The organism is Alteromonas sp. AWM4_230, assembly GCF_056158305.1.
On sequence record NZ_JBSWTB010000001.1, the window covers coordinates 3,652,516 to 3,666,028 of the forward strand.

The 13,513-nt window shown below is 44.0% G+C and carries 10 protein-coding genes; 5 read left to right on the plus strand and 5 right to left on the minus strand.

Annotated features, from left to right (window positions below; translation table 11 throughout):
* Together ACXACS_RS15755 and ACXACS_RS15760 are read left to right on the plus strand one after the other, a co-directional pair.
* Positions 1 to 1,725, plus strand: coding sequence for an SLC13 family permease (locus ACXACS_RS15755; RefSeq protein WP_474807970.1), 1,725 nt, complete (start codon positions 1 to 3; stop codon positions 1,723 to 1,725).
* A 295-nt stretch (positions 1,726 to 2,020) separates the two neighbouring features.
* Positions 2,021 to 2,725 carry a YIP1 family protein gene (locus ACXACS_RS15760; protein ID WP_474807972.1) on the plus strand — a complete coding sequence of 235 codons (705 nt, stop codon included), beginning with the start codon at positions 2,021 to 2,023 and terminating at the stop codon, positions 2,723 to 2,725.
* 79 nt (positions 2,726 to 2,804) lie between these two features.
* On the opposite strand, the gene ACXACS_RS15765 is transcribed toward ACXACS_RS15760, so the two are convergent.
* Positions 2,805 to 3,758 (minus strand): DUF3025 domain-containing protein, encoded by a 954-nt coding sequence (locus ACXACS_RS15765; RefSeq protein ID WP_474807974.1) that lies wholly within the window; start codon positions 3,756 to 3,758, stop codon positions 2,805 to 2,807.
* A 70-nt stretch (positions 3,759 to 3,828) separates the two neighbouring features.
* Between ACXACS_RS15765 and ACXACS_RS15770 the strand changes: the two genes are divergently transcribed.
* Complete coding sequence (locus tag ACXACS_RS15770; RefSeq protein WP_474807976.1) at positions 3,829 to 5,496, plus strand: M28 family metallopeptidase; 1,668 nt, start codon at positions 3,829 to 3,831, stop codon at positions 5,494 to 5,496.
* Between the two features lie 399 nt (positions 5,497 to 5,895).
* Positions 5,896 to 7,566 carry an asparagine synthase B gene (gene asnB, locus ACXACS_RS15775; protein ID WP_118489858.1) on the plus strand — a complete coding sequence of 557 codons (1,671 nt, stop codon included), beginning with the start codon at positions 5,896 to 5,898 and terminating at the stop codon, positions 7,564 to 7,566.
* 51 nt (positions 7,567 to 7,617) lie between these two features.
* On the opposite strand, the gene ACXACS_RS15780 is transcribed toward asnB, so the two are convergent.
* Both ACXACS_RS15780 and queE read right to left on the minus strand, forming a co-directional pair.
* Positions 7,618 to 8,517 (minus strand): type 2 periplasmic-binding domain-containing protein, encoded by a 900-nt coding sequence (locus ACXACS_RS15780; RefSeq protein WP_474807978.1) that lies wholly within the window; start codon positions 8,515 to 8,517, stop codon positions 7,618 to 7,620.
* 88 nt (positions 8,518 to 8,605) lie between these two features.
* Positions 8,606 to 9,280, minus strand: coding sequence for a 7-carboxy-7-deazaguanine synthase QueE (gene queE / locus ACXACS_RS15785; RefSeq protein ID WP_474809304.1), 675 nt, complete (start codon positions 9,278 to 9,280; stop codon positions 8,606 to 8,608).
* A 94-nt stretch (positions 9,281 to 9,374) separates the two neighbouring features.
* Here queE and queC point away from each other — a divergent pair, with 94 nt between their 5' ends.
* Positions 9,375 to 10,031 (plus strand): 7-cyano-7-deazaguanine synthase QueC, encoded by a 657-nt coding sequence (gene queC, locus ACXACS_RS15790; protein ID WP_474807979.1) that lies wholly within the window; start codon positions 9,375 to 9,377, stop codon positions 10,029 to 10,031.
* 109 nt (positions 10,032 to 10,140) lie between these two features.
* Here the strand turns inward: queC and ACXACS_RS15795 are convergent, their stop codons facing one another.
* Entirely contained in the window at positions 10,141 to 11,067 is a 927-nt protein-coding gene (locus ACXACS_RS15795; protein ID WP_118489862.1) for a LysR family transcriptional regulator, read from the minus strand.
* Between the two features lie 336 nt (positions 11,068 to 11,403).
* Positions 11,404 to 13,419, minus strand: a complete 2,016-nt coding sequence (gene uvrB, locus ACXACS_RS15800) for an excinuclease ABC subunit UvrB (RefSeq protein WP_474807980.1) — start codon at positions 13,417 to 13,419, stop codon at positions 11,404 to 11,406.
* Positions 13,420 to 13,513 lie beyond the last annotated feature (94 nt).

Below are 13,513 nucleotides of genomic sequence, written 5' to 3' on the forward strand. Positions count from 1 at the left end.
ATGGATGTGACCCAGTTCATCGTACTGGCAGTATTTGCCGGTACGATATGCGCGCTGATTTTTACCAGTCAGCGCCCTTCCACTGTGTTTTCTGGCGCAGTGTTAGCTTTACTGGTTACCCAGCAGTTATCTCTTGATGACATCTTGCTAAACTTAACAAACAAGGGCTTAATCACCCTTGTTTTGTTGCTTTTAGTAAGCAGTGCTATTGATAAAACCGCGTTAATAAAACGTATTGGTAGAAAACTTGTTAGTGCTAACTTTACGCAGTCTTACTGGCGACTGTTTTCACTTACTTTCGTGTCGTCAGCACTACTCAATAACACCGCTATTGTGGCCAGTCTTATTGGCCCTATAAAGCAAAACCAATATCACCCCGCTTCCCGATTATTGATCCCGCTTTCCTACGCCGCAATACTCGGTGGCACGGTTACTTTAATTGGTACCTCAACTAACCTTATTGTAGATAGCTTTCTACAAGAGCACGGGCACCCTGGTTTCAATTTTTTCGACTTCACTCTTTATGGCTCCATTGCTGGGCTAAGCTGTGGACTTCTCATGTTCATGTTATTACCTTTGCTGCCCAATATCGGCAACAAGAATAATAACTATCACGAGTACATGGTTGAGGCTGAAGTTGAATCAGGTTCAGAGCTAATCGGCAAGACCGTGGAGCAAAACCATTTACGCAACCTGCCAGAGCTTTTTTTGGTAGAAGTAGTGCGCAATGGCAACCTAATCTCGCCTGTTGGCCCTGACTTAGTTATTCTGGAAAACGACAAGCTGATCTTCTCTGGCAATGTCCAAAAACTAGATAACTTAAGCCATATAAAAGGCTTAAGCATGTTCGCAGAAACCGATGGGGTATTGCGTGAAAGCTTAACTGAAGTTGTGGTGGCAAACCGCGCTCAAATAATTGGGCAAACCATTAAAAAACTTGGCTTTAGAGCCCTGTTTGATGCGGCCGTTGTAGCCATTCGCCGCGATGGAGAGCAACTATCAGGAAAGTTAGGAGAAATAAAGCTTCAAGCCGGTGACTTTTTGTTGTTAGCGACAGGCCCTGACTTTGCAACTCGTCAAAACTTAAACAAAAACTTTTTCATTTTGTCTGAGCAAAAAATTGCCCGTCCTTTGACCAATAAGCAAGAGTGGATCACGCTTGGCGGTTTCCTTACCACGGTGTTATTGGCCGCGACTAATGTCATCTCATTGGCTATCGGTCTATTGTTCTTAGCTGCTGTGCTTATCGGCGTTAGGGTTACGTCAAACGGCGAGATGAAGCGAAACCTCCCGCTAAACTTGATTGTTGTGATAGTTGGTGCGTTAAGTTTAGCCACAGCACTCGAAAACTCTGGGGTTATTACGACTACAACCAAAGCGCTAATGCCTCTTTTGGCGGGCACTGATTGGTTTGTAGCGCTCGTGGTTATCTACTTGCTAACCTTACTTTTAACTGAGTTCGTTACCAACAATGCGGCAGCGGCATTAATGTTCCCGTTTGCTTATGGGCTAGTGCAAATTATCGGCGCACCGCTAATGCCATTTGCTTTAGCCGTTGCCTTTGCGGCAAGCGCGAGCTTTATATCGCCATTTGGTTACCAGACTAACCTCTTGGTTTACAATGCTGCCAACTACAAATTTGCGCATTTTATAAAGATAGGGTTACCTATATCTGTAATGTACAGCACAATAGTGCTTACACTGCTGAATATAACTTATCTATAGGCTGTATACGGTCTTACTAGCATAAAAACAAAAGGGAAGCTATGCTTCCCTTTTTACTGCTCTTTAACCGAGCCTGCGCTCTGCACTTTATACCAGTCCGCATAGATAACACTATCCTTATTCATTTCCCCTTACAAAAAATGACTCTTTATCAGAATCTTGTGCTGTACATAATGTGTGCCCGCCAGTAATCTTTATACCCAAACTTATCCACGTGTTAACGAACAATAATTTACAATCATTGTTTTACACAGAATCTGAACAGCAAATAAAAACTAAGAAAGAGGAGCAAAGGATGCACACTGTGACGAATCCTTTCCAAGCGTGTAATGATATCTTTTTTAAACCGAATGGCGTATTCAAAGCGGTTGGCGAGCACAATAACTGGAGCTGGATGCCGTTTATCTTGGTAATGGCTATTACGCTGGTATCTCAATATCTCTACGTGAACTTTGTCGATATTGAGTGGTTTGCAGAAATGAACATTGCCGCACAAGGCGATATGAGCCCGGCTGAAGAAGAACAGATGAAGGCTTTCTTTACCAGAGATGCGCTGCTTTGGTCTTCTATTATCGGCGCTTTTTTCATTCCTATTATCGTTAACGCTGTTTATGCCGTATACGTAAACCTGATGACTCGTTCAGACGATAGCCATGTCTTCGGTTTCACAGATTGGTATGGTTTTGCATGGTGGCTTTCAATGCCTTACGTACTTACCGGTTTAGTTGGCGTTGCACTGCTATTGTTCACCGGCGACCACCAGGTGGCACCATCAATCTTATCACCAGCATCCTTAGGCTTTATCGCAAGTATTCCTATGGATTCACCTTGGTATGCTTTCGGCCAAGCTTTAAGGTTAGAGCTTTTTTGGGGAATTTATTTGGCCACCGTAGGCATCTCGCAGTGGACGTCTTTTCCTATTAAGAAAGCGGCACTCATTGCAAGCGCTCCGTATGTGGTTATCTACGGTATTTGGCTGATTGCTTTAGCGCTATTCTAAAAAATACACTTAATAGCCGCCTTCCATTTGGCTATTTGTTGGCGCTGCTCCGAAAAAAACTGGGGCAGCGCCAAGCCCTTTAAGACCACAAAGGTAGCTGAATTGTCGGCTTACTTCCCTCGCGTAGCGGTCTAAAATAGTCTTTATTCTGATAAAAAACTTCATTTTGTTGTCCATGCCACATTGGTACCCCAAGCAAAGGCAATGGCTTTAAAAGCGGTGTGCTCTCAAAATAATTTAACGCTTTGATGCGTGCTGTCATCGCATCGTCTAACAGCAAGCGCTGCTGCCATTTATTGAGACGGCTAAAACCATGTGGTACAGCTACTGCTAACCACTTGCCCGTAAGGCCTATAAATGGGTTTAGCATCATTTCTAAATTCGCGTGTCCGAAGATAAAAGGGCTGACCTGTGTGTGCCACAGTGACCGTTTTGCCATAAAAACACGCTCCCACTGATGGGACGCTAATTCCGCTAAAAACGTTTCAAGGGCGTCACGAGCACACGGCGCACCTTGCATGGCCTTATCTGTTGTTCCGCTATATGAGTCAGTAAGTGTTGCTGTGCGCTTTGGCTTGTTTAAAGCAGTGTTCTCGGGTGCTTCAATGGCAAGTACTACCCCACACTCATCGAAGTGAGTAATGCGGTTGCGGCGCGCCGTTCTGGGGTTTACACCATACGCTTTGATATCTTTGATATGCAACTCATTTAGTAACGATTTTGTTTTAGGAAACTGCAGCCAAATAAGTGCATTAAACAAGTCGTGCCAGCTTTGCTCCCGTGTAGGAACTACACCGTCTTCACTAATAATGGTTTCGTAATATCGTTGTTCATCGTTTGAAAACTGGCTTTGCCCTTTGAACTGAGGCCCCTGCCAATGCTCACAATACCGGGTCGTCAATTCATTTAGCTGGTCAGGTGCAGGGAATTCGGTATTACTTAGCAAGCCAACCTCTTCAAGAAGCGCCGTAACCGGTTTACTGGCGTGTTTTAGTAAGTAGTCTTTACAGAAGGGGATTAAGTTTGATTGCATATCAACTATTGGTTCGCTTTGGGGTTTTCTCTATACTGGACGCGTATTGTAGAGCAAACAGAGACTAACAATGAAAAAAATGTTTTTGCCGTTGCTTGTACCTACCCTTCTAGGCGTAAGTGCTTGCACTCCTAACAACGACAGCACCTCAACAAACGAATCAGCGCAGAAGACTATGCCTGCGGCTTCTAACTTCGACAGCGTTTACAGCAGTATTTCTGATGCTGACATTCGCGAGCCGCTAAAAGTTTTGTCTTCTGATGAGTTTGAAGGTCGTTTACCAACGACTGAAGGTGAAAAGAAAACCATTGATTACTTGGTCAGTGAATTTACTAAAGCTGGGCTTCAGCCAGGTAATGGCGATAGCTTCCTTCAAAAAGTAGCGCTTATGGAGATCACTGCTGATCCAGATATGACCATGACGATAGGCGACAATACCTTTGCCTACAAAGAGCAAATGGTAGCCTCTTCAAAGCGCGAGCAAAACTCGGTATCTCTTGAAGACTCTGAACTGGTGTTCGTTGGTTATGGCGTAAATGCGCCAGAATACGACTGGAACGATTACGAAGGGTTAGATGTTAAAGGCAAAACCGTGGTTATGCTAATTAACGACCCAGGTTTTGAAAACCCAGAAAGCGGGAAGTTTCAAGGCACTACCATGACCTATTATGGCCGTTGGAGCTACAAGTATGAAGAAGCGAGTCGTCAAGGTGCAGCAGGCGCTATTATTGTTCACGAAACCGCACCTGCATCTTACGGCTGGTCTGTTGTTGCAAACAGTTGGAGTGGTCCGCAGTACGGTTTAGTGAGTGCCGATAAAGGCGCGAGCCGCGTTGCCGTTGAAGGCTGGCTTACGTTAGATGCAGCGAAAAAAGTGTTTGCCGATGCTGGCCTTGATTTTGACACAGAGAAAGCTAACGCCATGCAGGGTCCATATAGCAAAGCAATGGATATTAAAGCGTCAGTTACCGTGAAAAACACGTTCGAAAAGTCAGAAAGCAACAATGTTATCGCCACATTACCGGGTACCGAGTTTCCTGATGAGCATATTATCTACACGGCACATTGGGATCATCTAGGTAAAGATGAAAGCAAAGAAGGCGACCAAATCTATAACGGCGCCCACGACAACGCCACAGGTACTGCAGCAATGCTTGCTATGGCTAAAGCCTATTCAGAACTTACGCCTGCACCAAAACGCTCAGTCTCATTTTTAGTGGTAACCGCTGAAGAGCAAGGGCTATTGGGCAGTAAGTTTTATGCCAGCAACCCCGTTATTCCTATTGAAAATACCGTTGCGAACATCAATATGGATGCAATGAACGTTTTGGGTAAAACCAAGAACGTGGCGGTTGTAGGCATGGGCAAATCAGAAATGGAAGACTACCTTGAAGCCGCTGCAGCTAAGCAAGGCAGAACACTTACCCAAGAAGACCGACCTGAAGCAGGTTACTACTACCGTTCTGACCACTTCAGCTTTGCTAAACAAGGTGTACCAGCACTTTATGCAGAGGGCGGCAATGAACCAGCAGATGAAGAAACGGCTAAGTACAGAAAACGTATGAACGTTATCGTGACAGGCTGCTACCATCAAGTGTGCGACCAATATCGCGATGACTGGGACTTAAGCGGCATTGTACAAGACACGCAGATGCTGTTTGATGTGGGTGTCGGCGTTGCGAATGCTGACACTTGGCCTAAATGGAATGAAGCAAGTGAGTTTCAGCGCAAGAATTAATATCCGCTCTGACTTCTAAGCGTCAAAAATGCGTAGTTATGCAGTAAAACTAAAAGGGCCTTTTTACAGGTCCTTTCTTACTTCTCTTTCCTATATCACTGCTTCAAGCGGCTTCGAATGACTACTTTATATTGTTCAGTAAACTCACTCACTATTTAATTCATCTAATAATTATGCGCTCGAAATAGGATAAAAATGTTAATAAACGGCTGTTTTGAGATAAAAGGAATAAGTATTTCCATTTTCTCATCATAATGTACTTGCAATTTCCTGTCAGACTGGCACATTCAAGGCACGCGAAAAAAGAATAAAAACAATCCTTCGCTCACTCGTACGCGAGTACCGACAGAAAAAACTTCTATTATTTTTTTCAACAAGTGAACAGAGAGAATCCGTTATATGTGTGGTATTTTCGGTATCCTTGATATCAAAACCGATGTGTCTGAACTCAGAACCCAAGCCCTCGATTTATCAAAACTATTGCGCCACCGTGGCCCTGACTGGTCGGGTATCTGGAATAATGACAATACCATTCTTTGTCACGAAAGACTGGCGATTGTCGACGTAGATACAGGGGCACAGCCTCTTATCAGCCAAAACGATAAGCAAATTCTTGCGGTTAATGGCGAGATTTATAATCACAAGCAGCTAGCCGCTGACTTAGATGAGCCGTATCCATTTAAAACCCGTTCAGATTGTGAAGTTATCCTTCCGCTTTTTCAGCAAAAAGGCATCGACTTTATTGATGACCTAGAAGGCATGTTCGCGTTTATTCTTTACGATGAAGAGCAAGACGCTTACCTGATTGCCCGTGATCATATTGGTATTATCCCGCTTTATACGGGTTACGATGAGCACGGAAACTTTTATGTTTCGTCAGAAATGAAAGCACTAGCGGGCGTATGTAAGACAATTAGTGAATTCCCTCCAGGCCATTACCTATGGAGTAAAGAAGGAAAAATCACTAAGTACTACAAACGCGACTGGATGGAATACGACAACGTAAAAGACAACACAAGCGATTTAGACGAGCTTCGCGTAGCGTTTGAGAAAGCGGTGAAGTCACACATGATGTCTGACGTGCCTTACGCAGTTCTGTTGTCTGGTGGTCTAGACTCATCACTGGTTTCTGCTGTGGCTGCACAGTACGTAGCCAAACGTGTTGAAGATGAAGACAAGACTGACGCGTGGTGGCCACGCCTACACAGTTTTGCTGTAGGTCTTGAAGGTGCTCCTGACCTTAAAGCTGCGAAGAAAGTGGCGGATATGATTGGTACCGTTCACCATGAAATCCATTTCACCATTCAAGAAGGTTTAGATGCCATCCGTGATGTTATTTTCCATCTCGAGACCTACGATACAACTACTATCCGCGCTGCTACCCCTATGTACCTTATGACCCGCAAAATTAAAGCAATGGGCATAAAGATGGTGCTTTCGGGTGAAGGCTCTGATGAAATCTTTGGTGGCTATCTGTATTTCCATAAGGCGCCAAATGCCAAAGAGTTCCACGAAGAAACGGTACGTAAGCTGGATCGTCTCCACATGTTTGACTGTGCTCGCGCCAACAAAGCGACGTCAGCATGGGGTGTTGAAGCACGTGTTCCTTTCTTAGATAAGAACTTTATTGACGTAGCCATGCGCTTAAACCCACAAGACAAAATGTGTCTTGACGGAAAAATGGAGAAGTGGATCCTTCGTAAAGCGTTTGATAACGGCGAAACCCTTCCCGCGGAAGTATTGTGGCGCCAAAAAGAACAGTTTGGTGATGGTGTAGGTTATTCGTGGATTGACTCAATTCGCGACTTTGTGGAAAACGAAGTAACCGACCAACAACTGGCTACTGCGGAGTTCCGCTTCCCGGTGAATACGCCTGACACCAAAGAAGGCTATTACTACCGCACTATTTTCGAGAGCTATTTCCCTCAAGAAAGTGCCGCTCGCTGCGTACCTGGCGGTAAGTCAATCGCCTGTAGTACTGCAGAAGCTCTTGAATGGGACGAGAGCTTTAAGAACAATGCCGACCCATCTGGTCGCTCAATGAAAGATGTTCACGCTGGCGAGTCTTAATAGACGCGACAAAACAACGATATGTAAAAAACGCAGCTTAGGCTGCGTTTTTTATTTCTGTTTTACTCTTTTTGACGTAGGTTTATACCAGAGTGCAGAATTAGTGACAGGCGTTTCAATAGGAAGCAATGGGTTTTCCAGAGTAAATATTTTGCGCTCACTAACGTCTAAAGACTCTAAGATAGGCGCATAGGTAGACTCAAATAGGGCGTCGAATGACCCGTCTTCTATAGCTCTATTTAGGCCAGTCTGAATGAGGTTTTCTAATGTTTTATTATTCCCATTAACGAAGTAGTACATTGCTGTTGGGTAATAAAGCGCTATTGAAGGCTCAAGATAGAGGTTTGTACGACGGCCCTCTTCTTCAAGTTCAGCACTCACTTCCATCACAGAACGAGGAAAAAAGTCTCCTTTGCCCTGTTTAATCATGTCATACGCTTCACGAAATTCAGGCACGGTGAAGACGTTGAACCCGTTAGCTTGCAAAATCTTAGTATCTGGCCACTCTTCTCCTTGGATAGGAACAAGTTTACGCATATCGTTCAACGACAATACATCATCAAACTTCGACTTCTTATCTTCGTTAATAACAAAAACGCGAAAGCCAATAAGCCCTTTGGCGATAGGTATTCGAATGGGAGTCAGCTCTTTTTCTCGCTGGTTATCTGTCATGCTCCACACAACGTTAACTTCTCTATTCTCACGTAGCTGGCGCATAGCCTTACTCGTCAGTAAGATGCGATCCGAAGGGCGAAGCTCGTAATTGACACCTGTTTTATCGAGAGCGAGTTTAAGTAAAGCGATTGGATATTGAGCTCGTGCGTCAGAGTCGTCGATAGGACGGGGATAGGTAATCGTCCACGTAGCGCCATCAGCCATTGGAACGATAACCAAAAGACATAAAGAAACCGCTGCAGTAACAGCTTTTTTAAGCGAGTTGAAGCTGTTCATTTTCTTTATGCCCAAGTTGAATTAAAGAGTGAGTTGAGTACTCATAATCTCGTTTAGTTCTTCTAATAAACCCATGCATATTAAACATTCATTCAATGCCAATGTATTTGTGTGTTTGTAAAGATAGCCGCCAGTTGCGCTCAATACAAGTCCGCACAGCCAGTTCAGTTGCTCTCTTCTGCTGGCTAATTGGTTGTAAACAAACCTGTTTTCCTTCCAGCAATGATACGCTGCTCAGCAGAGCGTCAAGTTCATCAATATGCTTCTGCATAGCGATAGGATGCTTAATTTCGTTAGCTCTTTCTAATGCGCTGACTAACACATCATATCCACCTTTCATGTTTATTTTAGGTGAAACGGTTACGTAAGTACGCTCATCGCAAAGCACTTCAAACGTACCGCTGGTCTCTATTTGTGTTGTGTATCCGTTGTCGTGAAGTAGGCTCGTCAGAGGACGTAGGTCGTACATACATGGCTCACCGCCAGTAATAACTACATGCTTTGCCACATAGCCTTGTTTCCCAAACTCAGCCAGCAAAGCCTCCTCACTAGAGATGAAATAGGTCTCAGACTCTTCGCCTTTGGTTATCACAGCCTGAGGCGAAACACTTAAATCAGGATTAATTTCCCACGTATGTTTAGTATCACACCATGGGCAGCCTACAGGGCAGCCCTGCAGGCGAACAAAGATAGAAGGAATACCTGTGTGAGCACCTTCACCCTGGATAGTTTCAAACATCTCATTGATGTTTAATGTGGACATTACAGACAAATTGACACCCTTTAACGATTGTATGTTGGGATTTTACCAAGGATCACATAAAATTCGGGCATAATTTCTTAAATCTTCGAAAACTATGTCAGAAAATGTTGTTGTTATCTATTCAGGAGGCATGGACTCTTTCACAGTACTGCACAAAGCACTAAAGGCAGGCAAAAAAGTCCACGCGTTAAGCTTTAACTACGGTCAGCGGCACAAAAAAGAACTCGACTATGCGGCGAACGTGTGTAAATCACTTAATGTGCCACATAAAATTGTTGATATTAGCGCTATTAATACGCTTATTGGTGGCTCTGCTCTAACGTCAGATATCGACGTACCTGAAGGTCACTATGAAGAACCAAGCATGAAACAAACCGTAGTGCCTAATCGTAACATGATATTGCTGTCTTTGGCGGTTGGCTATGCTGTGAGTTTGGACGCCAATGAAGTCTATTACGGTGCACACTCAGGCGATCACGCCATTTACCCCGACTGCCGACCAGAATTCGTGCATAAGATGAATGACGTATGTGGTATTGCAAACTATACCCCAGTTACCATTATGACGCCTTATATCGACGACAGCAAAACAGCTATTTTGACTGACGGTTTGTCGATGGGTTTGGACTATGGGCAAACATGGACATGCTACAACGGCAGAGAGAAAGCGTGCGGAAAATGCGGTGCATGTGAAGAGCGTTTAGAAGCATTTAAGGAAAACGACGCTACCGACCCTTTAGAGTACGAATAAGTACTGCTCATACAAATAAACAGACTCAATAAAAAACACCTCTTGTTCCCTGCGTATTTATGAACGCTTTAGAACAAGAGGTGTTTTTATATTAGCTGTATTGATGAAACTACTTCTGGCTTTCAGAAATAAAATAACTTAACTCTTTAATGCAGTGGCGTAATACCGGGTTTAACCGCGTGTTTTTACCATTCATCACAAATAGCTCGTGGCTAAAGTTAAAAAGACTCCCTTGAGCAATAGGCACAAGTCCTAACGCCGCCCCCTGCTCTTTTGCCATGTAATCAGGTAACAAACCGATATATTCGCCCGTCATAATTGCGGACATCGCAGCGTCGAAAGAATCAGAAAAGGTTTGTATAGATAGCCTTGTCTCATCTTCAATGTAGTTAGCTGATGACAGGCCAGCAATGCCAATCGCAGGATAATCACCAATCTTCACATTCTCTGGCAATTCAGTATCGCGATACTTTGCCAACGGATGGGTTGGCGCACAATATAGACGCCCTTCAGTTTCAATCCCCACAGGGTGAAAAGTCACTGATTCAGGTTTTACCATGTCATAGGTTGAAACCACAAGGTGACACTCACCTGATAACGCAACATGTTCTACTTCGTTATATAAACGAGTTTGGATATTCACGTGGATATCATCAAACTTCTTCATTGTACTTTTAACTGCTTTACTTACAGCCATGTGCATTGAAAGTGGGAGGCCTGCCATTAACACTAGCGTGATATGGCCAGAATAATCATCGTGTAGCGATTTTAGATTAAAAACAAAGTTGTCGAAGGCATTGAAGATGCGCTTGGTTTCTTGAAAAACCACCTCACCTTCTTTTGTCATTTGAAAACCACCACGACCACGATGACATAGCACCAAATCCAAACGCTCTTCGAGCTTTTTAATGGCGGCACTGATATTTGGACGTTGCATACGCAACACGGGTTCAGCCGCAGTAAATCCGTTGCAGCTTGCTACAGCATAAAACACACGCAGTAGCTTGATATCTGACTCCTGAAGACGATTAAGCATGTTAGCACCTGTTTTTAGGTATAGTTATAGATACTCTAATGAGAACTATATGTAACTAATCGTGCTATTACAACGACATTTTGCTGCTTTTCGTCTCATTTAATAATAAAAAAACAACTTCTCTGTTTCGTAAATAGTTATCTACAGGAATATTTTTACATAAGTAAAAAGAACTAAGCAAAGGTGAAGAGCAAGTAGAGATCTGTTATTCAGATTTATACGAAACATGTGTTTAGGAGGCTTTATGGCAATTTTTAACTCAAGATTTGAATAAAAAATGCCTGCCCAAGTAAAGCGCCCCCAATAAGTACTGAGGGCGTTGACTGGGTAAAATGCTTAAGAAAGCGCAACTACCTGTTTTCTAAGTGATTCAATATCGTCACGAAGTGACGCCGCTTTTTCGAACTCAAGTTCCCGAGCATATTCGAACATCTGTTTTTCCAGTTCGGTGATTTGATCCATTAACTCAGTTGCACTTGCTGTCTTCTGTTGCTTTTTCTTTTCTTCAACCTTGCGCAGTCTTACCTTACCAGAAGCAGGATGTGCACTATCACCTAAGTCCATTATATCGGTAATAGGCTTATTAAGACGCATTGGTGTAATACCATTGGCCTCGTTATGCGCCATTTGCTTTTCACGACGGCGTTCGGTCTCGTCCATCGCCTTTCTCATCGACTTAGTAATACTGTCAGCGTATAAGATAGCTTTACCATTCACGTGACGCGCAGCTCTACCAATGGTTTGAATAAGCGAACGCTCAGCGCGCAAAAAGCCTTCTTTATCCGCATCTAGGATAGCCACCAGCGAGACTTCAGGCATGTCTAAACCTTCACGCAACAAGTTGATACCGACCAACACATCGAATTTACCCAATCGTAAATCACGGATAATTTCAATTCGCTCTACAGTATCGATATCCGAATGTAGATAGCGCACCTTTACGCCGTGCTCGTTTAAGTACTCGCTTAAATCCTCGGCCATACGCTTTGTTAAGGTAGTAATAAGCACACGTTCGTCAAGCTCTACCCGCTTTTGAATTTCAGACAGAACATCATCGACTTGAGTTGCAACAGGGCGCACTTCAATAACCGGATCTAAGAGCCCAGTGGGCCGTACCACTTGCTCGACTACCTCGCCGTCAGTTTTCTTCAACTCATAGTCACCCGGCGTTGCAGAAACATAAATGGTTTGAGGACAAATTTGCTCAAATTCTTCAAACTTAAGCGGACGATTGTCTAACGCAGATGGCAATCTGAAACCAAACTCCACTAGCGTTTCTTTTCTAGAGCGATCCCCACGGTACATAGCCCCTACTTGGGAAACCGTAACATGAGACTCATCGATAAACATCAAGCCATCTGCCGGAAAATAATCTAACAAAGTTGGAGGCGGCTCGCCCGGCGCTCGTCCCGACAAGTAGCGGGAATAGTTTTCAATACCCGAACAATATCCAAGCTCCATCATCATTTCGATATCAAACTGGGTACGTTGTGAGATGCGTTGCTCTTCAATAAGCTTATTAGTTTCTTGAAGCTGCTTTTTGCGATCGCCTAATTCATCCTTTATATGCTCAATAGCATTCAGAATTTTCTCTCGCGGAGTTACATAGTGCGTTTTTGGGAAAACCGTCGCGCGAATAACAGACTTATCCACTGCGCCAGTTAGCGGGTCGAACAGACTTATCTTATCTATTTCATCGTCAAACAGCTCAACCCGCACGGCTTGCTTTTCAGAGTCGGCGGGGAAGATATCAATGACATCGCCACGCACGCGAAATGTACCCCGTTCAAAGGCCAAATCGTTACGCTTGTACTGCAGTTCTGCAAGGCGACGTAAGATATCACGCTGATCCATAGTGTCGCCCTGTCGAAGGTGCAACAGCATTTTCATATAGGATTCAGGATCACCCAAGCCATAAATAGCCGACACACTGGCCACTATCACTACGTCCCGGCGCTCCATCAGTGCCTTGGTAGCTGATAATCGCATTTGTTCGATGTGATCATTTATAGAGGCGTCTTTTTCGATAAAGGTATCGGTACTAGGAACGTAGGCTTCTGGCTGGTAGTAATCGTAATAGGAGACAAAGTACTCTACGGCGTTATTGGGGAAAAACTCTTTCATTTCACCGTACAGTTGAGCCGCAAGTGTTTTGTTGTGTGCCAAAATAAGTGTTGGTCGCTGCACTTCTTTAATCACGTTAGCCATGGTGAAGGTTTTACCTGACCCCGTAACACCTAGCAGTGTCTGGCCGGCCAAACCACTTTCCAAGCCATCCACCAAAGCTTCTATTGCTTTTGGCTGGTCGCCTGCTGGCTTGTATTTAGAATGAAGCTCAAACCCTCTACTCATTTACTTAACCTTTTCTTTAGCTTACTGCTTAACATTTTGCTCTCGGTCAAACTACTTAAAGTTACAAACACACAACCTTGGTTGGCCACTATGG

What these genes read in the sequence shown, in the direction of transcription:
- ACXACS_RS15780 (WP_474807978.1), bottom strand. Translation starts at nt 8,517, where the DNA reads ATGAACAGCTTCAACTCGCTTAAAAAAGCTGTTACTGCAGCGGTTTCT.
- asnB (WP_118489858.1), top strand. Translation starts at nt 5,896, where the DNA reads ATGTGTGGTATTTTCGGTATCCTTGATATCAAAACCGATGTGTCTGAA.
- queC (WP_474807979.1), top strand. Translation starts at nt 9,375, where the DNA reads ATGTCAGAAAATGTTGTTGTTATCTATTCAGGAGGCATGGACTCTTTC.
- ACXACS_RS15765 (WP_474807974.1), bottom strand. Translation starts at nt 3,758, where the DNA reads ATGCAATCAAACTTAATCCCCTTCTGTAAAGACTACTTACTAAAACAC.
- uvrB (WP_474807980.1), bottom strand. Translation starts at nt 13,419, where the DNA reads ATGAGTAGAGGGTTTGAGCTTCATTCTAAATACAAGCCAGCAGGCGAC.
- ACXACS_RS15760 (WP_474807972.1), top strand. Translation starts at nt 2,021, where the DNA reads ATGCACACTGTGACGAATCCTTTCCAAGCGTGTAATGATATCTTTTTT.
- ACXACS_RS15795 (WP_118489862.1), bottom strand. Translation starts at nt 11,067, where the DNA reads ATGCTTAATCGTCTTCAGGAGTCAGATATCAAGCTACTGCGTGTGTTT.
- ACXACS_RS15770 (WP_474807976.1), top strand. Translation starts at nt 3,829, where the DNA reads ATGAAAAAAATGTTTTTGCCGTTGCTTGTACCTACCCTTCTAGGCGTA.
- queE (WP_474809304.1), bottom strand. Translation starts at nt 9,280, where the DNA reads ATGTCCACATTAAACATCAATGAGATGTTTGAAACTATCCAGGGTGAA.
- ACXACS_RS15755 (WP_474807970.1), top strand. Translation starts at nt 1, where the DNA reads ATGGATGTGACCCAGTTCATCGTACTGGCAGTATTTGCCGGTACGATA.